Genomic DNA, 24,396 nt, shown 5'->3' with positions numbered 1-24,396 from the left:
ATTCTTTATAAGAGCAAGGAGATCATTATGCAGTTTTCTTCCTACGCCAAGACTCTGGCGGCCGCACTCTCTCTGGCTGTTGTTGCTGGTTGTTCAAGCGGCGGCGGTACACAGGATGGCGACCAGCAGAATGCTGGCATGAACAGCGGTTCCTCTACTCAGGGCATGAACAGCAGCTCTGGTGCAACCGGTCAGAACACCGGACAGCAGGCACAAATGCCGAGCGAAAACCGCGTCTACTTCGATTTTGACAGCGACAGCATTCGCCCGCAGTACGAGTCCATGCTGAACCAGCATGCTCAGTACCTGCAGCGTAACTCCAGCACCAATATCGTTCTGGAAGGCCATACCGATCCGCGCGGTACTCGTGAGTACAACCTGGGTCTTGGCGAGCGTCGTGCCAATGCCGTACGTCAGTACCTGACCATTCAGGGTGTACCTGCTTCGCAGATCGAAGTTGTCAGCTACGGTGAGGAGCGTCGCGCTGCTTCCGGCAACGGTGAACAGGCCTATTCTCAGGATCGTCGCGTCGTTATCGACTACTGATCCCGGAGTAAGCAATGAAACACAGTCTTATTCGACTGTGCGGCGCGGGAGCCCTTGTGCTCCCGCTGTCCGTTTGGGCATCCGCACAAACAGGCTCCTTTTATAATCAGGCTTCTACGGATTCGGGTTCCGGTAACCTGCAGATATTTAATCGTTTGCAGAGTCAGGAGCAGGATATCAATCAACTGCGTGGGCAAATCGAAGAGCTGCGTCATCAACTTGAGCAGCAGACAATACTTTCACAGCAACGCTATCTGGATCTGGAAGAGCGCCTGAGCAGCGGTGGTGGAAGCGGAGAAGCATCGTCATCCGGTGGTGATAGTGCTTCATCAGGTAATAGTGATCCTATCAACCAGGCAGCTTCAGGAAGTGGTCGGTCTTCTTCGTCTACAGGCAGCGGTACATCATCTTCATCCGATGATGCGCAAGGTGCCTATCAGGCTGCCTTTGCTCATGTACAAAAGCGCGAATTTGATCAGGCCATTACTGCCTTTGAAGCCTTCAATCGCGATTATCCAGAATCAGCCCTGAGCGGAAACGCCTGGTATTGGCTGGGCGAGCTTTATTCTGCCAAGTCTCAGCTGGACAAGTCCGCTACAGCCTTTGGCAAGGTCGTCAGTGACTATCCGCAAAGTAACAAGGTGCCCGATGCTATGTATAAGCTGGGTCTTGTGTATGCGCGTCAGGGCAAGAGTGCCGAAAGCCAGAGTACGCTGAAAAAGGTTATCAGCGAACATTCAGGCAGTGATGCAGCTGGGCTTGCACGCGAATTCATGCAAAAAACCAGTGGCTGATAACGCAGATCGAAATTCGCGGGCAATTCGTGGGAAGCGAAATGCCCGCTGCTTTTTAGCGATCTTTTATTATTTAAGAATGTGCTGTTTCAGGCAGGTCATGCTGCAGCAGGGCTCTTGAAAGCGCCTCGGGCGTTTCGAAAAAGTAACTTGCAGGCCAGCTGGAAGGGTCATCACCATGGCGTAAATAGCCATATTTTACCGCCACGGCTGTCATGCCGGCGTTGTTTGCGGCCTGGATGTCACGTAAATGGTCGCCAATATACCAGCAGTGTTGTGGTGTTACATTCAGGCGTTTCGCGGCTTCCAGCAGGGGCGCGGGGTCTGGTTTTTTGACGGGAAGGTCGTCAGCGCATAAAAGCACATCCGGTTCGATGCTCAATGCCTGCAGTAGTGGTACGGCATAGGCGCGAGGCTTGTTGGTAACAATGCCCCATGGCCGCCGTGTCCTACGGTAGCTATCAAGAACTTCTGATAATCCTTCAAAAAGGCAGCTTTCATTGGCCACGTTCTTGCCGTAGTAATCGAGCAAAAGAGCCAGAGCTTCGTCATGCCCCAATGCCTTTTTTTCGAGCCCCAATGCCAGTGTCACCATTGCGCTTCCACCATGGGATACCTCACGCCGGATATCGTCATGAGAGAGCGGTGAAAGCCCATGCGCCTTGCGCAGGGCATTGGTGGCATGAGCCAGATCTGGCGCTGTATCCACCAGGGTGCCATCCAGATCAAACAATATGGCCTTTGGCGTGGCGACCTGCAGGTTCATGAGCGTGCTACACGTGTATGCATGAAATAATTGACATCCAGATCCCTTGAGGAAAGCCGATAGCGGCGTGTGACAGGGTTGTAGATCATGCCGGTAATATCCTGCACCTCCAGATGCGCCTGGCGTGCCCAGCGTGCCAGCTCGGAAGGACGTATAAATCGCTGATAGCTATGCGTCCCCCTAGGTAGCAGGTTAAGGACATATTCGGCACCCACGATGGCCATTGCCCATGATTTGGGGTTGCGGTTAATCGTTGAGAAAAAAACGTGGCCACCGGGTTTTGCCATGCGTGCACACGCGCTAATGACACTGCCGGGGTCGGGGACGTGTTCAAGCATTTCAAAACAGACCACGACATCAAAACTGCCCGGCTGCTGCGCGGCCATGTCTTCTGCACTGATGCATTGATAATCGACTTTAACGCCACTTTCCTGCTGATGAAGACGTGCGACAGAAAGCGGCGCCTCTCCCAGATCAATACCGGTTACCTCTGCGCCCCGATGCGCCATGGCTTCACTCAGAATGCCGCCACCACAGCCGACATCAATTACACGGTGACCGGTGAGACCTGCGCGCTGGTCGAGATAGTCAAGACGCAAGGGATTAATGTCATGGAGCGGCTTGCATTCGCCATCACGATCCCACCAGCGACTGGCAAGGCCATCAAATTTGGCAATCTCGCCCGGATCAACGTTGTAACGATGTTCTTCACTCATTGATGAGCTCCTGCAATAGTGGGGCAGCCCGTGCTGCCTTTCGAATTAGCCTGTATGGCGTAAAATCTGATTCGTTATTAAGTCGATATGATTTCAGCATCATGCACGATTGGCCATCCAAAGAAGATGTAAAAGGGTAGTTGGCCGCACAGATTTTCAAGAAGATGTGAGTAGCAAAGGATGCACTATAATCATACTGATAACCGAAATCATTGTACTGAGCACATGATTGGCTGGATCATGGCAAGAAATATTCTGTTAACCGATTGAAAGACAGTCGGTTATCCAAAGCTTTGCATATCCATGACGCATGATGAACATCATCGCTAGGCGCTGCTGGTTAACATGCTGTTGAAGGTCATCAAAGACTATTGGGTAGTGCTGGTAGTGGTATTGATAGAACCATTATTATACCGTTATCTTGAGAGAAAAATTGACCATTTAAACAGCTCCAAATAGAGCGGAACACAAAAAGAAACATTTTGTCAGGGATATGCCGTCCAAGGTTCGGTATTTTATGGGGTCATACTCCCGCTTTTTGAGTGTCGTGATGTAATTCGCCTGTTCAAGCAAGATTTCGAATCGATCATCGATCACGATACCGGCATGGCGGTATAAGCATGCCATGACTTCAAATATTTCTTATATTGGATAGCAAAGGAACAAGGAATGATTCGTAAAGCAGTATTGCCTGTCGCCGGTTTTGGTACACGTTGCCTTCCCGCTTCGAAAGCGATCCCCAAGGAGATGATCACGATTGTCGACAAGCCGGTCATCCAGTATGTCGTTCAGGAAGCCGTAAAGGCCGGTATCAAGGAGATCGTGTTGGTCACGCACTCCTCGAAGTCAGCCATCGAGAATCATTTCGACAAGCACTTTGAGCTTGAAAACCAGCTGGAAGCGAAGGGCAAGAAGGAACTGCTGGAAGAGCTTCGCAACATCATTCCGGATGATGTTTCCATTATCAGCGTGCGTCAGCCGGAAGCACTGGGTCTTGGTCACGCCATTCTTTGTGCCCGTCCGGTAATCGGGGACGACGAGCCCTTTGCCGTTCTTCTGCCTGATGTTCTGGTCGATGATGAAGGCATGACGCGTAATGATCTGGGTGGCATGATTGATGCCTATGATCAAACGGGTGCTGCTCAGATCATGGTGCAAAACGTACCGGCTGAAGTTGCCTATAAGTACGGTATCGTGGCTCTTGAAGGTGATACACCCGAGGCAGGCAAGAGCGAAAAGATCACAGGCATGGTAGAAAAGCCTGAAGCCGGTACCGAGCCTTCTACGCTGGCCGTTATCGGTCGTTATCTGCTTCCCGGCAGCATTTTCCCGGTGCTGGCTGAAACACGTCCCGGTGCAGGCAACGAAATTCAGCTGACAGACGCCATCGATACCTTGCGTAGCAAGCAGGATGTTGCTGCCTATCGTATGGAAGGCGAAACTTTCGACTGCGGTCATCAGCTTGGTTATCTGGAAGCGACTCTGTCGTTTGCACGCCGTCATCCCAAATACGGCGAAGGATTCCGCGAGCTGCTGAAGCGCTATCAAAGCGAGGCATAATCATGCAGGTGGTAGTGCATGGAAGCGAACTGAGTGCAGCAACGGCAGCCGCTGCACTTTCAATGGTTGGTCACCAGGTATACTGGTGGCCCCATCCTGCTCAGCCATGGAGTGTCCTGGCCGAAACGGACTGGGTAAGGAATGAGCCCGGGCTTTATCACCAGCTGTCACAGAGTATCGATAGTGGATCGTTGACGCTGTGTGAAAGCTCCAAGTCCCTGCCAAGCGCCAGTGTTTACTGGCTGGCCGTGTCATCGGACCAGCGTAACGATGCAGATCACTGGGTCGAACAAACGCTGGGGCGCGAGCCGCACGATTTCGTACTGGTCAATAACAGCACTTTCCCGATCGGTCACACGGAAGTACTCGAGACCCTGCTTCGCAAGGAGCGACAGATTGCTGTTGCTCTACCGGATATGCTCGAAGAGGGCCGTGCCATGGCTACCTTCACGCGTCCGGACAGCTGGATCCTGGGCAGTGAAAATGACTGGGCAACCCGTCAGATTGGCGAGCTTCTCAGAGCATTCAATCGGCGCGAAAATAGCGTTCGCCTGATGCCTCGACGTGCTGCCGAACTGACCAAGCTTGCCGTCATCGGCATGCTGGCAACGCGTGTCAGCTATATGAACGAGCTGGCCAGTCTGGCAGACAGTCTGGACGTGGATATCGAGCTGGTGCGTCAGGCAATGGGTTCTGATCGCCGTATCGGCCGCGAGTATCTCTATCCGGGATGTGGTTTCGGTGGTCCAAGCTTTGCGCGCAACCTGTATCGTCTGTCAAGTATTCGAGAGCGAGAAGGCCAGCACAACGGTCTGCTTGAACAGGTTGTGCAGGTCAACGAGCAAAAGCAGGAAGAGCTCTTTCGCAAGCTTTGGCAGCATTACGATGGCAACCTTGAAGGACGTACAGTTGCCGTCTGGGGTGCCGCTTTCAAGCCTGGTACGGCACGAATTGCCCATGCACCGGTACTGCGTTTGCTGGATGCGCTCTGGGCTCAGGGTGTACATGTAAAGCTGCATGATCCTGCCGCGCTCCCTGCCATTGAGCACTACTATGGCCAGCATCCTCTTCTGACCCTTGCAGGTACTGCACAGTCGGCCTGCGAAAATGTTGATGCACTGTTACTGGTGACGGAGTGGAAGGAGTACTGGAATCCTGACTGGAAGCGTCTGTCTACTCTGATGGCAGCCCCGCTGATTCTGGATGGTCGTAACATCTATGATCCAGCATTTGTGGCGCAGCATGGGTTTTACTATCGAGGCATCGGACGCCGGGCAGATCCGGAAGAAAGAGCAACAAACGACGATCGTTAATTTGACCGGCAGGCGGCGCTGTATCGACATGCCCGATGGTATATCGATGCCAGCGCCGCCTTTATGTCACGATCCCGCCAGCATTCAGACGTGAAGCAAATTGCGTCTGCCTTCTGCAGTGGCCATGGCATCCTCAAGGCACTGCTCGACAAACGGCCAGTTGATGATGCTCCAGAGCTTCTGAAGATATTTGCGTCGGTTGTTCCCAAAGTCGATATACCAGGCATGCTCCCACATGTCGACGGCCAGTAGCGGTATGAAGCCTCTTAGCAGAGGTGATCCGGCGTCAGCTGCGTTATGGATATCCAGCCGTCCCTGGGGCGTATACACCAGCCACGTCCAGCCGCCCATGAAATGTGCCATGGCACTGGCCATGAACGCCTCCTGAAAGCCTTCAAGGCTTCCCCAGCGCGCCGTTAGCGCCTTTTCAAGCGCATCGCCCGGCGATTGATACCAGGGCGTCAGACACTGCCAGAAAAAGGTATGGTTCCATGCCTGGCAGGCGCAGGCCTGTGCCTCTCCGCGGCCAGTATTCATGATATGTTCAAGTGACTGATCCTTATCATCACCTGCAAGCAGCGTATTCAAACGCTGCAGATAGCCCGCATGGATACCTTCATGATGCATGCGCAGATTCTGCGCGGAGATAACGGGCGCCAATGCATCTGTCGCATAAGGCAGGGAGGGAAGTTCAAGGGGCATGATCAACGTTCCATTCTGACCAGGGAGCCCCTGGTATTGCCGTTCAAACCTGTTTGCCGGATAGCCTGTACTGGCTTTTCGCAGGCCATACATCGTAGCATGCATGCATTTTCAGGGCCTGGCTGAAAAGGGCGGGCCATATCTCTGACAGCTATATTTCTCGAGACTTTCATGCCGCCAAAAGATCATGAAGAGCCCGTTATAGGCGCTGATCGCAACGCTGCGTATTCCACTCGTACAGAAAAACGTCTTGCCCTCACTCAGGGCCGAGCCCGCAGGATCACGACATGGCCCCTGTATGCGATGTTGCTGCTGCTGACGGCGGCGATCGTGGTCATGGGCGTACAGTATTATCAGGACCGCCAGCACTGGGCCGAGCAGATGGCAGCGCTGACAGATCGCACGCAGCAGCAGATGTCTGAGCGTCAGGAGATGTCAGTCAACCTTGACCAGGTGCTCAAGGGGCTTCGGGATGAGCAGCAAATGCAGCGCACGCAGCTTGAAAGGCTGCAGCATCATGTTGAACAGCAGGCCAACGATAATGAGCAGCAGGCTCGGTTGAATCAACTGGTAAAAAACGATGCACTGCGACAGCAAACACTGGTATCACTACAGCAGTCTCAGGATTCGCTTGAAACCGTCATCGAAGGTCTTAAAGGTACCTATGATGCGCGTTTTGAAGATGTAGACAATACTAACGCCGAGCAGTCCAGCCAGCTGCAGAAGATCGAAGGGATCGGTAAGCATCTGGAAACGCTTGATGACCGCCTGGCGGATCAGGAAAGATCGCTGATCTCGATCAGCGAGCAGGTAGATGAGCTTGTCACGCAGAACAAAAGACTTCAGCAAAGCCAGACCAGTCTGCGGGCCGCTCAGGAATCGCTTCAGGATATTCTCAATCCTTGAAGGGTGTCGTCAGCCCCGTGGCATACGGTGTGATTCATATCATCAAGGAAGATCCTGAACGTTATGCGATTTTTTGATCCTGACCGCATGATTGCCAGCAAGTCCGTTCGAAGGTTGCTTTTACTGACGCTGCTAATGATCGGTACCGGTCAGGCATCTGCTGTATTTGCCATTGAGGCTGACGTGAACGGCGTGCGCGGTGAGCTGGCCACCAATATTCGCAACTACCTTCAAACGCTGGATATTCCTGAAAACAGCGAAACACAGAGCTACGGCGCCGAAGTCACACAAAGGGTAAAGGATGCACTAAAGCCCTATGGCTACTATGAGCCCGAGATCTCGGTCAGTTTTCGCAATCGTGAACAGGTCGTGATCGATGTGGATCGTGGCAAGCCCGTTCGCGTACGTTCGGTAGTGGTACGCATAGAAGGCGAGGCAGACAGTGATGAGCCCTTCCAGCAGGCGCTCAAGGCTAGCCCGCTGGAAGAAATGGAAGGCAAGCGTCTGCTTCATACCCCTTATGATACGCTCAAGGCCCGTTTGACAGCGTTGGCGCTGGAGCGCGGCTATTTCGACGCTCGCTATCGCCAAAGCCGCATCGAAGTTCACCCCTGGGAGCACGCTGCGTATATCTCACTGGTATTCGAAAGTGGAGAACGCTACCGTTTCGGCGATGTATTTGTGACCGGCAGCCAGATTCGTGAGGAACGCTTGCGAAAGATGGCCCCTTTTGATCCTGATGATCGCTATCTGGCCACGGACGTTGCGCTCTATAGCCAGCGCCTTGGAGATGCAGGCTGGTTTAGAAGTATCAGCGTTCGTCCTCGACTTGATGAACGCTCTCGTCAAAATCCTTCACCAGGGGTGGCTTCCTCGCCTGATGCGCGCGTTGAAGGTGAAGACCCTGATAGCAGGGTGAGAAACTTCCAGGACGATCTCGCTGCGCAGGAAAGGCCCCAGCGCGCGACCGTACCCATTGATGTCAGTGTTACACCGGAAGATCGCCACAAGTTTGAAACCGGTATTGGTTACTCCACGGACGTTGGTCCCAGAGTCAACTTTGGCTGGAACATGCCCTGGCTCAACGATCAGGGGCATAGCCTCAATAATGATCTGACGCTTTCCGGTCCTGAACAAACGCTGGTAGGGGAATACAACGTACCGCTTGATAACCCGGCGCGTGATAATTACTACATGCGCTATGGCTTCAAGAATACCGATCGCAGTGAAAGCGATACCCGCAGCTTTGAAAGTTCGGTGTCCTTTGGCCGGGAATGGCGTTTCGAGAATGACTGGATACAAAATGCCTACCTGCGTACCACCTACGAAGATTTCACCCAGGGGGATGAAGAAGATAAGGTCGTGCTCTTCATCCCGGGCATGAGCTGGACCCGTACGCGCACCGATAACACTCGTTTTCCCATGTGGGGAGACCGACAGGACATTCTGATTGAAGGCTCAAGCGATGTATGGGGTTCGGACGCCAACTTCCTGCGTACCCGACTCAACAGCCAGTGGGTCAGAAGTCTGGGAGCCAACAATCGCTTTGTAGGGCGTGCCACGGTAGGAGCGACAAGCACGGATAACTTCAGTCAGGTACCGCCTTCGCTGCGTTTTTTCACCGGTGGTGACAGCAGCGTACGTGGCTATGAGTACGAAACCATCGCCCCCGAAAACAGCAATGGCAAGCTCCAGGGGGGTAAGCACCTGCTGGTCGGTTCTCTGGAATATCAGCGTCAGGTCGCCAATAACTGGTGGGGCGCTACCTTCGTGGATACCGGTAACGCTTTTAACGAATGGTGGCCTGACGAGCTCAAGACCAGCGCAGGCGTAGGCGTGCGATGGATTTCACCCGTTGGGCCGGTTCGTCTGGATATCGCCCATCCCTTTGATAGTGAGGAGGACTCTTGGCGTCTGCACTTCGGCATCGGCCCCGAATTTTGATGTTGCTGCCTCGCGCTATCCTCTGGACAGTGGTGACGCTTATCGCACTTGTCCTGATTGTGGCAGGCGTTGTCCTTTCGCCATGGGGCACCGCCAAACTGCTGGAGCAGGCGCAGTCACGCGGCTTTATTAGCTATGAGCGCGCTGAAGGCGCACTGCTGGATGATTTCACGCTCCAGGGACTGCACCTGGATCTACCGGCGCTTCGGCTGGATGTTGATCAATTTGCGTTGCACTGGAGCAGTGATTGCCTGCTGCGCGGTCGGCTTTGCATGGATCAGCTGCAGGTCAGTGGCGTTGATGTTGTATTGCGTGGTGGCGACAAGTCAGCGCCTGATACATCGGATGACGACTCTTCGATGAACCGTATCAGCACGCCATTGCCTATAGAACTGCGTGACCTGCGCCTGGACGATATTCATCTACGTCTGGCTGACGGTACCCGGGTTGAACTGGGCCACTTTCACAGCAGCGCTGTTTTTGAAGGTAGTCATCTCACTCTGGGTGAAACGCGGCTGGAAGATACTCGTGTACTCCTTGCGTCTTCGCCGGGGCTGGATCAGCCGGATCTCCTCGATGCCAGCGTAGACGTGCGTACCGCCCAGCGTGTGGTACGCCCTGACATGATTACCGCACAGGCCATTGCCGCCGCCGAGTCGGTTGCAGCCGCCGTACCAGCGGCATTGCTGACCGATGATGCTGCCTTTGCGCTTTCCACCAACGCCATCGACGGTGCCATCAAGATTGCCAATCCCGAACCGCCCACCGTGCTGGAAACACTGGCCGAGCTCGGCCAGAGGCAGCTGGCCAATCCGCTGATCGAGATTATTGGTGAAACGGATGATCAGGGGCGCATTGTCATGCCTGAGATCACGTTGCCCTTGGATATCGATGCCAACGATGTTGCCATCAACCGGCTAAGACTTGATGGGGAAACGCCGGTGGTCGTCAATCAGTTGGCGCTGGCCGTCCAGACCAGAGAATCAAGCATTGATCTGAGCCAACTGATGCTTGATTCCTCCATCGCACGTCTGTCCATGAGCGCTCAGGCCTCGCTCAGGGATGATTACCCGCTGACACTGTCGATGGTGGCCGATGCCCTGCAGGCGCCGGTTCGGGGAGAGCATGTTGAAGTTGACGCACACGGTGCACTCTCTGATCTGAATCTTTCCGTCAACGCCAGCGGTCCCATCGAGGCAGCCCTGAGTGCTTACGCCGACCTGCTGGCACCCGATCTACCGTTCAGGCTGCATTTGTCCAGTCCGCAGGTGCGCTGGCCGCTTGATGACGAGCCCGGCGTGCTACCCTGGCGTGCCAGTGATCTCGATTTTGATGCACAGGGTTCGCTTGAAGGCTATCAGCTGGCCATGGCCGGACATGTGGAAGGCCCGGGTATCTCGCCACTGGATATTCGCCTGAAAGGTGATGGCGATATTGCCCATTTCAGCTGGGCGCCACTCACCGTCACTACCGGTGAGGGCAAGGTGGAAGCCCGGGGAACGGCGACATGGTCACCGTCTCTGGATGTGGCGTCATCGCTTGATTTCAATAATCTGCGTCTGGAGAACTTTACCGACGCGGTCACCGGTCGCCTCAACGGGAAATTGCGCGCCAGCTTCCAGCAGCAGGGTGACGATTGGCGCGTTGAGGTCCCTGAGCTTGCCATTGATGGCACGTTACAGGAGCGTGCCCTTTCCATGAAAGGGCGTCTGAACGGTAATAGCGACATGCAGTGGCACATCGATCAGCTGGATCTACGCCAGGGCAACAACCGATTGTCAGCCAAAGGCGATATCGGTGATCGACTGTCATTGAATGCCGATATTGCGGCGCCGGCGCTGGGGACGATCCTGCCGGAGCTGGGAGGTAGTGCCAACGGTCAAATCAGGCTGAGAGGGACACTGAATAATCCGGATGGCAACATCGACCTGCGCGGGCAGGGGCTTCGCTATCAGGATAATCGCATTGGGGCGCTTCGCCTGACGGCCAGAGCTCAGAGGCTCGATAATCCAAGTTTCAATGTCGATCTCAATGCCAGCGATATCAGTGCAGCCGATCAGCAGATTCGTCAGGTGACCACGGCGCTCAATGGCACCCTGAAGCAGCATCGACTGACCCTGGATGTACAGGGTGGTGACGGGCTGCCCGTCAGCCGGGTCCGCATGGCGCTTGATGGCAGCCTTGATCAGCCGGGACAGCGCTACGCCGGAACGATCTCCCCTCTGGAAGTCAGCGCGCCTGAAGGCGGAGATATTGCGCTTGATGGGCCCTTGAAGTTTACGGCGCTGCTGGATCAATCCAGCGTGACCGCCTCGCCGTTTTGTCTGTCCAGACGGCAGGGCGGTCGGCTGTGTTCGGTGGATACGCTACAGGCCAGTGCCGACAGTGGTCGTGCGGCGCTGCGTTTGTCCGATATCGATCTGGCGCTGGCCAATGATTATCTGCCGCCGCAATGGCGGATCGCCGGTGGACTTGAAGGCGATATCAACGCGCAGTGGTCACAGGCGGGCAGCCGATGGAACGTTGATACCGACTTGCAGAGTCAGGTTGATGTCCGCGGTCAAAATGCGCAGGGCCAGCCTTTCTCGTTGCCGCATCTGGGGGTTCGCGTGAATGCCGAAGCGACGCCTGAGCGGGCGCAGGCCAGGCTGAATATGAATCTGCGTGATGCCGGCAGCATTCGTCTGAATGCTGATGTCGGTGATCCGCTGGGTAGCCGAACGCTGGCCGGCAGGCTGGAGGTCGATGGTGTCACGCTGTCACCCTATACGCCACTGGTGGCTGCCCTGAACGAGCTGCAGGGGCGGCTCAATGGCGATGTTGCCCTTGCCGGTACCCTGATCGAGCCGCGCCTCAATGGCAACATGGTGCTCAGCGACGTTCGCGCCCAGGGTAACCAGCTGCCGGTTGGTCTGGATGATGCTCGGATGGCGATGGTCTTCCAGGGCGATCGCGGCACGCTCGATGGCTATTTGCAGGTCGGCAATGCCCGCTGGAACCTCAATGGCAATGCCAACTGGCCAACCACTGAAAATTGGCAGGCCAACATGGCGCTTAACGGCGGCAACTCACCGCTTGAGATCCGTATGCCGGAATTTGGTCGTCTGCGTGTTGCTCCCGATATTCGAGTAGCTGCCAATCCGCAGCGTCTGGATATCAACGGTGATGTTCGCATTCCCTGGGCGCGTCTTGAGATCGGTCAGATTCCGGCGTCAGCCGTCAAGCCATCCTCTGATGAGGTGATTGTCACTCGCGAAGAGTATGAAGCCCGCCAGCAGAAAATGGCCACTGCCGAGGCCACCAGCGAGATCGATCGTCAGTTGGCGTGGGCCAATACTCAGGACCTCGAGGCGGCCGGCATGGAGGTCAACGTTGGCGTTAACATTATTGTGGGCAATGACGTACAGCTGGCTGCCTATGGTTTGAATGCCAATGTGCAGGGCCGGCTCAATGTTCGCCAGAGCGCCAGCCAGCTCCAGCTTTTCGGAGATGTATCGCTTGAAGATGGTCGCTTCCAGGCACTGGGCCAGGATCTGATCATTCGCCGTGGCCAGGTGCTGTTCAGCGGCCCGCCTGGTCAGCCCTACCTGAGTATTGAGGCCGTTAGAAACCCCAGCAGTACAGCTGACAACGTCATTGCCGGTCTGCGGGTGACCGGCCCGGCCGATCAGCCGGAGCTGGATGTCTTCTCCGAGCCGGCCATGAATGAGTCGCGCGCACTTTCCTATCTGCTGCGTGGGCGGGCTCCGGATGCCGATGGTGACAGTGATGGCATGCTGACTTCGGCCCTGATCGGGCTGTCACTGTCCAGAAGCGGTAAGGCCATTGGTCAACTGGGTGAAAGCTTTGGCATCGATGATCTGTCGCTGGATACCTCTGGCAGTGGCGATGACAGCCAGGTGGTGGTCAGCGGTTATCTCTTTGACGACTTCCAGGTCAGCTATGGGGTTGGGTTGTTCTCCTCGATTGCCGAGCTGACCCTGCGCTATCGACTGATCCAGAACCTGTATCTCCAGGCCGTATCAGGTGCCAATCAGGCCGTGGATTTGATTTATACCTTCAGCCTGGGCCGTACACCGGATAGGCCCTATTGATACAGGATCAAGGGTTTTCGGGGCGAGGGGGCTTGTGTTTCTCCCTGTCAGCCCCGATAACCTGTAGCCTGTTAACGTTTATCCTGTTTCGATACCTGATGGGGGCACCATGTTCGGACACGACAGAATGCGTATGCCCAGTGCAGAGGAAGCGCTGGCAGGCCGTGATACACCCATGCAGATCAGCGGCATCCATCATGTCAATGATCGTGACATTGCGTCGCCGGTCCCTGAAGGCTTTGATGAAATCGTCCTGGGGCTGGGGTGTTTCTGGGGAGCAGAGCGTCTTTTCTGGGAGCTGCCGGGGGTATGGACCACAGCCGTTGGTTATGCCGGCGGTTACACGCCTAACCCGACCTATGATGAAACCTGCACCGGGAAGACCGGCCATGCCGAAGTCGTACGTGTAGTCTTCAATCCGGCAGAGATCAGTCTGGCAGAGTTGCTCAAGGTGTTCTGGGAAGCGCATGACCCAACTCAGGGCATGCGTCAGGGAAACGATATTGGTAACGAATATCGCTCCATTATTCTGGTGCGCAATGAACACCAGCGTGATATCGCCCGCAAAAGTCTTGAAGAGTACGGGCAGGCACTACAGCAGGTTGGCAAGGGTGAGATCACCACGCAGATCGCCTCGCTTGAGGCCTTCTACTACGCCGAAGAGTACCATCAGCAGTATCTGAGCAAGAATCCGATGGGTTATTGCGGTCTCAAGGGTACCGGAGTCAGCTGTCCGATCTGATCTATGCTTATGAGGTATTCAGGTCGTTGTTATTCAAGTGGCTGATTACGTCCCAGTGGCCGGGTGTGTTGTTGCCTGCCGGGCACAACACGCCAGCTTTCAAGCTGCTGTGCTACACGTCTGGCAAGCCATGGGCGCAGCAGCCCCTGACGAAATTCGATAAATCCAACATGCCCGCCATGTTCGGCCATTTCAATACGTACACTTCTTGACGGCACCGGTAGACGATCCAGCAGGCTTTTGGGCATTAATGGATCATCGGCAGCATGCAATATCAGGGTAGGGAGTTCGATGCGATCAAGCATGAGTCCCGAGGACGCCCGTTGATAGTAATCCGTGGCTGAACCAAAACCATGTAATGGGGCCGTGATTTCATTATCAAAGGCCCAGAAGGTATCCAGCTCCTTGAGCTGTTGGGGCTTGATTCTGGTCAGACTGCCATCTGCCATGCGGCGCATGACCTTGCGTTTCATGGATTTCAGGATATGTCGCTGATAGCAGCGGGCAAAGCCGATATTGATGGCATCCGCCGAGGCGGCCAGATCGAGCGGAGGGCTTATGGCAATGGCGCCTGCCAGATCAAGCCCATCGCCGCCCTGTTCGGCGGCCAGCTTGAGCAGCACGTTGGCGCCCAGCGATACGCCTACCGCCACTTTCAGGGCATTGGGATAGCGTCGGGTCAGCTGTGAGAGCACCCAATAGGCATCTGCCGTTTCGCCCGCATGATAGCTTCGAAGGTATCGATTGGGCACGCGCCCGCAGCCGCGAAAGTGCATTAGAACTGCACGCCAGCCCATATTGGCAGCCGTACGCATGAGCATGCGGGCGTAAGGAGAATTGATAGAGCCTTCCAGCCCATGAAAGAGCACCATAATGGGCGCCTTGGCATCTTCTGGTGAAGGCTGTGCCCAGCTGAGCTCCACGATATCGTTATCGGGCAGCGTCAAAAGCTCTGTTTCAAGACGCACCTTGCTGCGAGGCAGGATCAGGGGCAGCAGGGTCTGAACATGGGGATTGGCCAACCCTCGCGCAGGGCGAAAGTCGGCCTTGTAGATCATGCCTGACATGGCGATTTTTTGGTGCCTGCAAACGGTGAAATCCTGTTATCACCGAGAGCCGCCAACAGGTCAAGCATTGTTGTGTTTATTGATGTGACGTCTGCCAAAAAGATGTCATGACACTATTTTGGGCTCAACGTGACAACCGGAAGTCTTCGGCTTCTTCGTAGGTTTTCACCGTGCAATTCAGGTCCTTGACCAGACCGTTTTTAAGACTGTAGCACCAGCCGTGTACCGTTACTTCCTGCTGGCGATCCCAGGCGCGTTGCAGAATCTTGGTCTGACAAAGGTTGGATACCTGTGCCATGACGTTGAGTTCGCACATGCGATCTATCTGCTCGTCCAGAGATAGGTGCGCCAGGCTTTCCTGATGCTGATGGTAAATATTGCGGACGGTATTGAGCCAGTAGTCAACAATGCCGTTGTCACCACCGGTGACCGCCGCTCTGACCCCACCACAGCCGTAATGACCCACGATCATGATGTGTTTGACCTTGAGCACATCCACCGCGTACTGGATGACGGAAAGGGCGTTTAGATCATTATGATGCAGCACATTGGCAACATTGCGATGTACAAAGACTTCGCCCGGCGGGAGATTGATGATCTGGTTGGCAGGGACCCGGCTGTCGGAACAGCCAATCCACAAAAAGTCGGGATTTTGCTGATCTGACAGGCGCCTGAAAAAGTCAGGATCATTTTCTACCATCTGATCGGCCCAGAGCCGATTCTGCTCGAGAAGCTGTGAGATGTCCTGATGACTCTTGTGATCACACATCGTTTTTCTACGGCCTTTTCAATGAACAACATAAAGAATGGTAAACACGCCTGAACGGCCAGGGCGCACGCTCATGTGATAGCATCATGACCCATTATTCCCAGGGCAGGATTCCAACGGAAGCGCCTTCGTTTCAAATATTATTCAGCTGGAGCAACAATCGTGTCGCAATATGATGTCGATCTTTTTGTTATCGGTGCAGGATCAGGTGGCGTCAGGGCTGCTCGCACCGCAGCCGGCAAGGGCGTCAGAGTCGCCATCGCCGAGGATCGATACCTGGGGGGGACTTGCGTCAACGTGGGTTGTGTCCCCAAGAAGCTTTACTCTTACGCGGCCCATTTTCATGATGCTTTCAAGGATAGCAAGGGGTTTGGCTGGCACTTTGACAGCGCCCCCCGCTTTGAATGGTCGAAGCTGCGAGACAACAAGAAGACTGAAATCTCACGTCTTAACGGCATTTATGAAAGGCTGCTGACCAACGCAGGCGTTGAGCTGATTCAGGGGCGCGCTGAAATTGTTGATGAGCACACGGTCGCCATTAACGGACGTCGGGTCAGCGCCGAGAAGATTCTGATTGCGACCGGGGGGACGCCCTGGATGCCGGAATTTGAGGGGCGAGAGCATGTCCTGTCCTCTGATCAGATTTTCGACCTGCCTTCGTTCCCGAAACGGTTTCTGGTGATGGGCGGTGGCTATATCGCCGTGGAGTTTGCCAGTATCTTCAACGGCCTGGGGGCAGAAACCCATCTGGCGTATCGAGGCCCGCTTTTCCTGCGTGGTTTTGACCACGAACTACGCGACTTCATTCGTGACGAAATGCTGAAAAAGGGCGTCAACCTGCATTTCGAGTCCACGATTGCTCGTGTCGAGAAGCGCGATGATGCCTATGCAGTGGAGCTCAGCAATGGCGAAACGCTGGAAGTGGATGCCATTCTCGGCGCCACTGGTCGTCGGCCGCGCTTTGAAGGCCTCGGTCTTGAAAACGTTGATGTCGAGCGGGAATTTGATGGCAAGCTGAAAATTGATGACCGCTACCAGACCTCTGTCCCCTCGATTCTGGCGCTGGGCGATATTATCGAAGGCCCGGAACTGACGCCCGTAGCACTCGAGGAGGCCATGCGTCTGGTAGAGCTTCACTACGGTAGCGGCAGTGCAGATCCTATCGATTATGACAGCGTAGCAACCGCCGTATTCTGTCATCCCAACATGGGAACGGTCGGCCTTACTGAAGAGCAGGCCCGGGCACGCCATGACAGCATCCGTGTCTATACCACGGATTTCAGACCCATGCGTCATACGCTCTCCGGTAGCGATGAGCGCTGCCTGATGAAGCTGATCGTCGATGACAGTACCGACCGCGTGGTAGGTGCGCATATGGTAGGCGAGGAGGCCGGTGAGCTGATCCAGGGACTGGCCATCGCGGTACGTGCCAGGCTCACCAAGCGCGACTTTGATGCAACGATTGGTGTGCACCCCACTAGCGCTGAAGAGTTCGTCACTCTGCGCAATGTCACGAGAACGTAATGCATGGCAGAGAACAATGACATTGAAAGCCGCCTGCAGGCGGCTTTTTCTTGTCTATATTAAATGAGAGCGATGCAGGTATTTCTAAAATTGTGCTAGGGAAAGGCTGCCTTAAATTTAATAAATGAAGATTATGAGAATCGCCATTATCCATAATTCACAGATTTGATGCTTCTATAAGTTATTGTTATTATGCGCGTCTAATTCGCCAACTGCGAAATATCCATGATACCAACCAATCAAACAACGACGGCTGCAAGTGATATCTCCCATCCCGAACTGGCCGAGATGATTATTGAAGGGGAGACCCCTATCCTGATTCGCCCACCCGGGACGGATGATGGCTGGGGCATCTACGAGCTTATCAAGGCCTGCCCGCCACTGGACGTCAATTCCGCTTACGCCTATCTGCTGCTTGCCACGCAGTTTCGTGATCGCTGCGCCGTGGCCACGCTGGCCGATGGCGAAATCGTGGGTTTTGTTTCGGGCTATATCAAGACCAATGCCTCGGACACCTTCTTTTTATGGCAGGTCGCAGTGGGTGAAAAGGCCAGAGGGACAGGGCTTGCTCGCAAGCTGGTTGAAACTGTCCTGCGGCGTGAACATCAGGCCGGGGTACGTCATCTTGAAACGACCATTACGCCGGATAATGAAGCCTCCTGGGGGCTTTTCAGACGCCTCGCGCAGCGCTGGCAGGCGCCACTTAACAGTCGCGAATACTTTTCGGAAGAACAGCTTGGTGGAGAGCACGATCCAGAAAATCTGGTACGGATAGGGCCCTTTGATCCGCAGCAGATCTGAGGCCAGCATCCGACATCATTGACCGATTCATTATCTATACGGGGGAGTGTTGTAAATGGACACACAGTATTTCGAACGGATGGAATCCGAAGTTCGCACTTATTCCCGCTCTTTTCCTATCGTTTTTGATCGTGCCAACGGTGCCCATCTCTGGACCACTGAAGGCACGCAGTACATCGATTTCCTTGCCGGCGCCGGCACGCTTAATTACGGGCACAACAACCCGGTATTGAAAAAGTCGCTAATGGACTATATCGAGCGTGACGGCATCGTTCACGGGCTCGATTTCTGGACGCACGGCAAGCAGGATTTCTATCAGACCCTGGAAGAACTGATCCTCAAGCCCCGCGGTCTGGATTACAAGATTCAGCTGCCCGGACCCACCGGCACCAATGCCGTTGAAGCAGCCATTCGCCTGGCTCGTCGTATTACAGGGCGCCACAACATCCTGACCTTCACCAACGGTTTCCATGGCGTCACCATGGGCGCGCTGGCCACTACCGGAAACGCCAAATTCCGTGATGCGCTGGGTGTACCAGCCATTGGTGCCCAGTTCATGCCTTATGATGGTTATATGGGCGAGGGCGTGGATACACTCGATTATGTTGAAAAGGCACTGGATGATGGATCCAGCGGTCTTGATCGCCCGGCAGCCGTCATTGTGGAACTGGTGCAGGGTGAGGGCGGTATCAATGCAGCCTCCATCGAATGGACCCGGCGCCTGGCAGATATCTGCAAACAGCGCGATATTCTGCTGATCGTGGATGACATACAGGCCGGCTGCGGTCGTACCGGCAAGTTTTTCAGCTTTGAGCATGCCGATATCAAGCCCGATATGGTGACCAACTCCAAGTCGCTTTCCGGATATGGGCTACCGTTTGCCATGTTAATGATGCACCGCGACCTCGACAAGTGGACGCCCGGGCAATACAACGGCACCTTCCGAGGCCACACGCTGGCCATGGTGACGGCGGCTGAAGCGCTGCGTCATTACTGGACGGACGACAGCTTTGAAAAGGACGTCCAGCGCAAGGGCAAGCTCATTAGTAAACGCTTTCAGGCGCTGGCAGGGCTTCTCAGCGATGCTGGCCATCCGGCGAAGGAGCGTGGCCGCGGCATGATGCGCGGTATCGATGTGGGCAGCGGGGAGCTGGCCGATGAGATTACCCATGGCGCTTTCGAGCGTGGTCTCATTATTGAAACCAGCGGCCAGGCAGGTGAGGTGATCAAGTGCCTCTGTCCGTTGACCATTACGGATGATGAGCTGAAGCAGGGCCTTGATATCCTCGAAGAAAGTGTTCGCAGCATTATCGAAAAGCATGGATAAAACCAAACAGGGCACGCGCCCTATGCTCGTCACTGATAGTGATGCTCGATGTTTATTGTGACCAGAAAAGGCGACCAGACTGATGATCGTTCGTAACCTCGAAGAATGCCGCAAGACCGAACGCTTTGTTGAAGCCGAAAACGGCAACTGGGACAGCACGCGTTTGATGCTGGCCGAGGATAAATGTGGCTTCTCTTTCAATATCACCCGTATTCGTCCGGGCACCGAAACCCATATCCACTACAAGAACCACATTGAAGCCGTTTTCTGTTATGAAGGCGAAGGCGAGGTGGAAACCATCGCGGATGGCAAGAAGTACACCATCAAGGCCGGTGACATGTATCTGCTGGATCAGCATGATGAGCACTGGCTGCGCGGCAAGGAAAAGGGCATGACAGTGGCCTGCGTTTTCAATCCGCCATTGACCGGCCGCGAAGTACATCGCGAAGACGGTTCCTACGCGCCGGCAGATGACTGAGCAACGTATGGGTCGCGTCAAAAAGCCTGCTCATGTGAGCAGGCTTTTTATGATGACCAGTTAAAAAATGGGTTTATAACGGCCAGGGTCAGGAGGCGTCGCTATTAACCGGCATATCGGAGGTTTCAACCCGACGGCTGTTCGATGTAGACATATCGTCGGTCTGATCCGGCGTTGAGGTTTCGGCATCATCCATCTGGCTCGAGGCGGGTTCGGGTGTTTCGGATGAGGCATTGTCTGATGCCTTTGATGAGGCACCATCAATCTCATCTTCGTCAGCAGACACATCCTCCATGGTTTCTGCGCTGCTGGTGCGATAGTGGCGCTTGTAAACAATCTGGTACTGATTGTTTTCGCAGTGACCCACGATCTGGCCTTCGGCCTGATCAGCGTCAGCCGTTGGAATCACTTCAAGTGAATAGCCCATGTGCTCAACGCCATTGGATTCGATGTTCTGGGCGATTCGGTCGCGTACATCCTGACAGGCGCCAAACGCAAGTGTGGGCAAACACATGGCAGTCAATGCCAGTGCAAGTGTCGAGCCTTTTGGGAACGTGCGTGAATACGTCATGGAACAATCTCCTGAAAACGACACATCATTATTCGATGAGATGAATATAAACCATTATGGTGCCGGCCATATAAGGATGCACTGATCGTGCATACAAACTTCGCATAATATATATTATGTTAAATCCAATATGCGGACATTATGAGCTGGGTGTTGCCATCAAGCCCTGAATGACAATTTGTGCTGCCCCGCAAGATGCGAGCCCTGCCTGATGACGTTACCATAAGTACATATTTCCCATGCTGTCCTGCGTTTCAACGATGAGAACATTCAATGCCTGATGTATCCAGCCTGCTGCGCATGGCCGAAGTACGCTGTCACGATAACGATGCGCGATTCACGCCCATTCGTCGGCGCGTCTTTGAAATCATCAGCGCTCACTCCAGTGGCCTCAAGGCCTATGAACTTCTGGATCTGTTATCCAGCGAGCATGCGTCAGCGCGGCCGCCCACGGTGTATCGCGCGCTGGACTTTCTTCTCGAACAGGGACTGGTACATCGCATCGAGTCGCTCAACGCCTATGTGGCCTGTCCATGTCCCGACCATGCCCGTGGCTTTCAGCTCATGATCTGCCGGCACTGCGGTCTTGTCGAAGAGATGCACGACCATGACACCATGCATCGCCTGGAGCAGACGGCTGCCAGCCATGGATTTGTCATCGAGCGTCAGACCATTGAGCTTTCCGGCGTTTGTCAGAAATGTCAGCAGTCACGCTGATCAGGAATGATGTCTTTTTCCGGATAATACGTTTTTTCCAATAACACAGGTCTTTTGCCATGTTCGATCTGCTGATCGTCAATGCCCGCGTCGTCAACGAAGGCACCATTCGTGAACTGGATGTCGGCATTGTTGATGGACGCATTGATGCCATTGCCCCTTCCCTGTCACGTGACGCCAAAAGGATCATTGATGCACGAGGACGTTATCTGCTTCCCGGCATGATTGATGATCAGGTGCATTTTCGTGAGCCGGGCCTGACACACAAGGCGGACATGGCCACGGAATCAGCTGCCGCGGTCGCCGGCGGTATTACGACCTACATGGAAATGCCCAACGTAAAGCCGCCCACGCTGGATAGCCAGGCACTTGAAGACAAATATGCGCTGGCGCGTGGCCGCTCGCATGCCAATTACGCCTTTTACCATGGCGCGAGCAACGACAACCTGGAAGCCATCAAGGCGCTTGATCCTGCAGCGACCTGCGGCATCAAGATTTTCATGGGCGCTTCAACTGGCAACATGCTGGTGGATGCTCAGCAGACGCTTGAGGATATTTTCGCCAACGCGAAGATTCCGGTGATCACACACTGCGAAGACACCCCCATGATTCAGGAAAGTGAACGCCAGGCACGCGAGCGCTTTGGGGATCAGGTGCCCTTTTCACTGCACGGCGAAATTCGCTCGCGCGAGGCCTGCTACAAAAGCTCCAGCATGGCGATTGATCTGGCGCGCAAGCACGGCACGCGTCTACATGTACTGCATCTGACCACTGCCGATGAAATGTCCCTGTTTGAGCCCGGCCCCGTAGACGGCAAGCTGATTACGGCCGAGGCCTGCGTGCATCACCTGTGGTTTTGTGATGAGGACTATGAGCGTCTGGGGTCATGGATCAAGTGTAACCCTGCCATCAAGACTGCCGCGGATCGTCAGGCCATTCGTGACGCCATCAACGACGGGCGTATCGATGTCATTGCCACCGACCATGCGCCGCATACGCTGGAAGAAAAGCACAACAGCTACTTCAACGCGCCCTCTGGCATGCCGCTGGTGCAGCATGCCCTCTCCTCCCTGCTGGATCAGGTCAACGCCGGTCACTTCGAGCTGACCACCATTGTCGAGAAAACCAGCCATAACGTGGCGCGGCGCTTTGAGCTGGAAGATCGTGGTTTTATCCGCGAAGGCTACATGGCAGATCTCGTGCTGGTGGATCTGGAAAAGCGCTTTACCGTGACGCGCGATGCCCTGTTTTACAAGTGCGGCTGGAGCCCTTTTGAAGGTACGGCGCTGCAGGGCAGCATCGATACCACTATTGTCAATGGCGTTATCGCCTGGGATGGCGAGAATCTCGCCAGTACTCCGGCCGGCGAACGCGTGACCTATCGTCGTCGATAATCCGTGGAGGATATAAGGACATGAGTGCAGCATCTCCTACCTACAAGGCGCTCGAGCAGGCTACACCCGGGCATGAGACGAATCTTGAGTCACTTCTGGAGTCCGCCGGCTGGAATGATGATGGTCTGATACCGGCCATTGCCCAGCAGTTTGATACAGGCGAAGTACTGATGATGGCCTGGATGACGCGTCAGACACTTGAAGAAACGTTACAGACCGGGCGCGTCTGTTACTGGTCACGTTCCCGGCAAAAGCCGTGGCGCAAGGGCGAATCCTCGGGACAGGTGCAGATGCTGCATCAGGCCTGGCTGGACTGTGATGGCGATACGCTGCTGCTCAAGGTGGATCAGACCGGACCTGCCTGCCATACCGGGCGACGCACCTGCTTTTATCTGGCGCTCAATGAAAAGAGCGCGCACGTGGCTACAGCGCCGCTGATGTCGGCCGAGGCACTGTATGGCAACAGCTGATGCACTGCGTCAGCTGACAAGGGGGCTGCAAAAGATGCTTCGCAAGGTGCTGGTTGGGCTGGTGCGCTGCTATCAATATGTCATTAGCCCCCTGATTGGCCCACGCTGTCGCTTTTGGCCCACCTGCTCCCAGTATGCGATCGAGGCCATTCAACTGCATGGCGCCCTTCGCGGTGGGTGGCTTGCGCTCAAGCGACTCCTGCGTTGTCATCCCTTCTGTGCGGGCGGGGTCGATCCGGTGCCGCCGGCAGATATCTCATGCAGGCATTGCGAGGGCGCTGAGGAAAAAAATGCCGATCACGTGCCGGACCGAAAACACAATGATCAGGCCTGAAAGGTATGGCTGCTGGCGTCAGTGGGCAGGGGTTGCTGCCTTTCGAGATGTTCTGCAATGGCCTGTTTGACACCTCTGGCGGCCACCGTCTCCTTGAAGTGAAACCCGGTAGAGGTCAGGTGGCGACGCTTCCAGTGGTTACCATTGATGCCAAAGGCAATATAAAGGCCCAGGCAGGCAATATTGACCATCAAGTCAAGCATGCCGCTCTCATCAAAAGTACCTGCCATCGACACCACAAAAACACCCAAAAGCGTCAACGCGGCAATCTTCCATAAACGACAGTACAGTGCCCATAGCGCGCCAAAAAAGAAGGCCGGCCAGCTCCATCCCTGCTTGACGGCATCAAGGCGGCCACTGGAATGCTGGTAAACATCAAAGCGTTTCATACATGCTTATCATCTGTTAAGGATGACGCATTATAGGCGCGCTCGGGGCGTTACGCATCAGGCATGCGCATGCGCCGTGGTCTTGATGCGCTCAAGCATGGCATGCAACCCGTTGCTGCGGGTTGGCGATAGATGCTTGTCGAGATCCAGCGCTGCCAGGAAATCAGGCGGTGTGTCGATGACTTCCTGAGGTGTCCGGTCATTATAGATGCGCAGCAATATGGCGATCAGGCCTGAAACGATGGCAGCATCGGATATGGCGTAGAAATGCAGCTGTGCGCCCTGCTTCTCACTGTGCACCCAGACGTTGGACTGGCACCCTTCAAGGCGCGTGTCATCATTTTTCCATTCGTCGGGAAAATCGGGCAGCATTTTGCCCAGATCGATGATGTACTGATAACGGTCCATCCAGTTATCGAACATGCCAAATTCTTCGATCAGTTCCTGCTGGGCCTCTTGCGAACTCATGCCG

Annotated in this window: 24 protein-coding genes; 16 read left to right on the top strand and 8 right to left on the bottom strand. The window is 54.8% G+C overall.

Annotated features, from left to right (window positions below; genetic code table 11):
- Nucleotides 1–27: 27 nt before the first annotated feature.
- Both pal and ybgF read left to right on the top strand, forming a co-directional pair.
- The gene (pal, locus tag IE123_RS05115; RefSeq protein ID WP_189515645.1) at nt 28–546 is read left to right on the top strand and encodes a peptidoglycan-associated lipoprotein Pal; all 519 of its coding nucleotides are present in this window, start codon (nt 28–30) and stop codon (nt 544–546) included.
- Nucleotides 547–560: 14 nt separating this feature from the next.
- Nucleotides 561–1,340: a tol-pal system protein YbgF gene (gene ybgF, locus IE123_RS05110; protein WP_189515643.1), complete on the top strand. Its 780-nt coding sequence runs from the start codon at nt 561–563 to the stop codon at nt 1,338–1,340.
- Nucleotides 1,341–1,413: 73 nt separating this feature from the next.
- Here the strand turns inward: ybgF and IE123_RS05105 are convergent, their stop codons facing one another.
- The gene (locus IE123_RS05105) at nt 1,414–2,106 is read right to left on the bottom strand and encodes an HAD-IA family hydrolase (RefSeq protein WP_189515641.1); all 693 of its coding nucleotides are present in this window, start codon (nt 2,104–2,106) and stop codon (nt 1,414–1,416) included.
- Entirely contained in the window at nt 2,103–2,822 is a 720-nt protein-coding gene (ubiG, locus tag IE123_RS05100; RefSeq protein ID WP_189515639.1) for a bifunctional 2-polyprenyl-6-hydroxyphenol methylase/3-demethylubiquinol 3-O-methyltransferase UbiG, read from the bottom strand. The genes IE123_RS05105 and ubiG overlap by 4 nt, the downstream gene beginning before the upstream one ends.
- Nucleotides 2,823–3,491: 669 nt before the next feature.
- On the opposite strand from ubiG, the gene galU reads away from it, so the two are divergent.
- Both galU and IE123_RS05090 read left to right on the top strand, forming a co-directional pair.
- A complete protein-coding gene (galU, locus tag IE123_RS05095) occupies nt 3,492–4,382 on the top strand; it encodes a UTP--glucose-1-phosphate uridylyltransferase GalU (protein ID WP_189515637.1) in 891 nt (296 codons plus the stop codon).
- A gap of 2 nt (nt 4,383–4,384) precedes the next feature.
- The gene (locus IE123_RS05090; protein WP_189515635.1) at nt 4,385–5,695 is read left to right on the top strand and encodes a nucleotide sugar dehydrogenase; all 1,311 of its coding nucleotides are present in this window, start codon (nt 4,385–4,387) and stop codon (nt 5,693–5,695) included.
- 84 nt (nt 5,696–5,779) lie between these two features.
- Here IE123_RS05090 and IE123_RS05085 read toward each other — a convergent pair whose 3' ends face one another.
- The gene (locus IE123_RS05085; RefSeq protein WP_189515633.1) at nt 5,780–6,397 is read right to left on the bottom strand and encodes a superoxide dismutase; all 618 of its coding nucleotides are present in this window, start codon (nt 6,395–6,397) and stop codon (nt 5,780–5,782) included.
- Between the two features lie 303 nt (nt 6,398–6,700).
- Between IE123_RS05085 and IE123_RS05080 the strand changes: the two genes are divergently transcribed.
- The 4 genes from IE123_RS05080 (at nt 6,701) to msrA (ending at nt 14,083) form a co-directional block, all read left to right on the top strand.
- Nucleotides 6,701–7,303, top strand: coding sequence for a hypothetical protein (locus tag IE123_RS05080; protein ID WP_189515632.1), 603 nt, complete (start codon nt 6,701–6,703; stop codon nt 7,301–7,303).
- A gap of 63 nt (nt 7,304–7,366) precedes the next feature.
- Entirely contained in the window at nt 7,367–9,247 is a 1,881-nt protein-coding gene (gene tamA / locus IE123_RS05075) for an autotransporter assembly complex protein TamA (RefSeq protein ID WP_229819603.1), read from the top strand.
- Complete coding sequence (tamB, locus tag IE123_RS05070) at nt 9,211–13,341, top strand: autotransporter assembly complex protein TamB (RefSeq protein ID WP_189515631.1); 4,131 nt, start codon at nt 9,211–9,213, stop codon at nt 13,339–13,341. The genes tamA and tamB overlap by 37 nt, the downstream gene beginning before the upstream one ends.
- 133 nt (nt 13,342–13,474) lie before the next feature.
- A complete protein-coding gene (gene msrA, locus IE123_RS05065; protein WP_229819623.1) occupies nt 13,475–14,083 on the top strand; it encodes a peptide-methionine (S)-S-oxide reductase MsrA in 609 nt (202 codons plus the stop codon).
- 29 nt (nt 14,084–14,112) lie between these two features.
- On the opposite strand, the gene IE123_RS05060 is transcribed toward msrA, so the two are convergent.
- Both IE123_RS05060 and can read right to left on the bottom strand, forming a co-directional pair.
- Nucleotides 14,113–15,150, bottom strand: a complete 1,038-nt coding sequence (locus IE123_RS05060; protein WP_189515629.1) for a hydrolase — start codon at nt 15,148–15,150, stop codon at nt 14,113–14,115.
- A 124-nt stretch (nt 15,151–15,274) separates the two neighbouring features.
- Complete coding sequence (gene can / locus IE123_RS05055; RefSeq protein ID WP_189515628.1) at nt 15,275–15,919, bottom strand: carbonate dehydratase; 645 nt, start codon at nt 15,917–15,919, stop codon at nt 15,275–15,277.
- 162 nt (nt 15,920–16,081) lie between these two features.
- Between can and gorA the strand changes: the two genes are divergently transcribed.
- The 4 genes from gorA to IE123_RS05035 all read left to right on the top strand — a co-directional run bounded on the left by gorA (nt 16,082) and on the right by IE123_RS05035 (nt 20,049).
- Complete coding sequence (gene gorA / locus IE123_RS05050) at nt 16,082–17,443, top strand: glutathione-disulfide reductase (RefSeq protein ID WP_189515626.1); 1,362 nt, start codon at nt 16,082–16,084, stop codon at nt 17,441–17,443.
- A gap of 288 nt (nt 17,444–17,731) precedes the next feature.
- Entirely contained in the window at nt 17,732–18,244 is a 513-nt protein-coding gene (ectA, locus tag IE123_RS05045) for a diaminobutyrate acetyltransferase (RefSeq protein ID WP_373295794.1), read from the top strand.
- 55 nt (nt 18,245–18,299) lie between these two features.
- Nucleotides 18,300–19,571, top strand: coding sequence for a diaminobutyrate--2-oxoglutarate transaminase (ectB, locus tag IE123_RS05040; protein ID WP_189515622.1), 1,272 nt, complete (start codon nt 18,300–18,302; stop codon nt 19,569–19,571).
- An 82-nt stretch (nt 19,572–19,653) separates the two neighbouring features.
- Complete coding sequence (locus IE123_RS05035; protein WP_189515620.1) at nt 19,654–20,049, top strand: ectoine synthase; 396 nt, start codon at nt 19,654–19,656, stop codon at nt 20,047–20,049.
- Nucleotides 20,050–20,137: 88 nt separating this feature from the next.
- Here IE123_RS05035 and IE123_RS05030 read toward each other — a convergent pair whose 3' ends face one another.
- Nucleotides 20,138–20,620 carry a DUF1161 domain-containing protein gene (locus tag IE123_RS05030; protein ID WP_189515618.1) on the bottom strand — a complete coding sequence of 161 codons (483 nt, stop codon included), beginning with the start codon at nt 20,618–20,620 and terminating at the stop codon, nt 20,138–20,140.
- Nucleotides 20,621–20,893: 273 nt separating this feature from the next.
- Here IE123_RS05030 and IE123_RS05025 point away from each other — a divergent pair, with 273 nt between their 5' ends.
- Genes IE123_RS05025 through yidD form a run of 4 tightly spaced genes read left to right on the top strand, consistent with a single transcriptional unit; the run spans nt 20,894 to nt 23,535 of the window.
- On the top strand, nt 20,894–21,337 hold the full coding sequence (locus IE123_RS05025) for a Fur family transcriptional regulator (RefSeq protein WP_189515616.1): 444 nt from the start codon (nt 20,894–20,896) through the stop codon (nt 21,335–21,337).
- A 59-nt stretch (nt 21,338–21,396) separates the two neighbouring features.
- Nucleotides 21,397–22,731: a dihydroorotase gene (locus tag IE123_RS05020; RefSeq protein WP_189515614.1), complete on the top strand. Its 1,335-nt coding sequence runs from the start codon at nt 21,397–21,399 to the stop codon at nt 22,729–22,731.
- A 20-nt stretch (nt 22,732–22,751) separates the two neighbouring features.
- Nucleotides 22,752–23,201: a phosphoribosyl-AMP cyclohydrolase gene (gene hisI, locus IE123_RS05015; RefSeq protein ID WP_189515612.1), complete on the top strand. Its 450-nt coding sequence runs from the start codon at nt 22,752–22,754 to the stop codon at nt 23,199–23,201.
- Nucleotides 23,188–23,535, top strand: coding sequence for a membrane protein insertion efficiency factor YidD (gene yidD / locus IE123_RS05010; RefSeq protein ID WP_189515610.1), 348 nt, complete (start codon nt 23,188–23,190; stop codon nt 23,533–23,535). Before hisI ends, yidD begins: the two co-directional genes overlap by 14 nt.
- Here the strand turns inward: yidD and IE123_RS05005 are convergent.
- Entirely contained in the window at nt 23,526–23,924 is a 399-nt protein-coding gene (locus IE123_RS05005) for a DUF2628 domain-containing protein (RefSeq protein ID WP_189515607.1), read from the bottom strand. The genes yidD and IE123_RS05005 overlap by 10 nt on opposite strands.
- Before the next feature lie 57 nt (nt 23,925–23,981).
- Nucleotides 23,982–24,392 (bottom strand): SufE family protein, encoded by a 411-nt coding sequence (locus IE123_RS05000; protein WP_189515605.1) that lies wholly within the window; start codon nt 24,390–24,392, stop codon nt 23,982–23,984.
- Nucleotides 24,393–24,396: the final 4 nt, after the last annotated feature.

The organism is Kushneria pakistanensis, assembly GCF_014652795.1.
GTDB classification, from domain to species: Bacteria; Pseudomonadota; Gammaproteobacteria; order Pseudomonadales; family Halomonadaceae; genus Kushneria; species Kushneria pakistanensis.
Note: the sequence above shows the minus strand (reverse complement) of the source record. Positions and strands in the feature narration are given on the sequence as shown.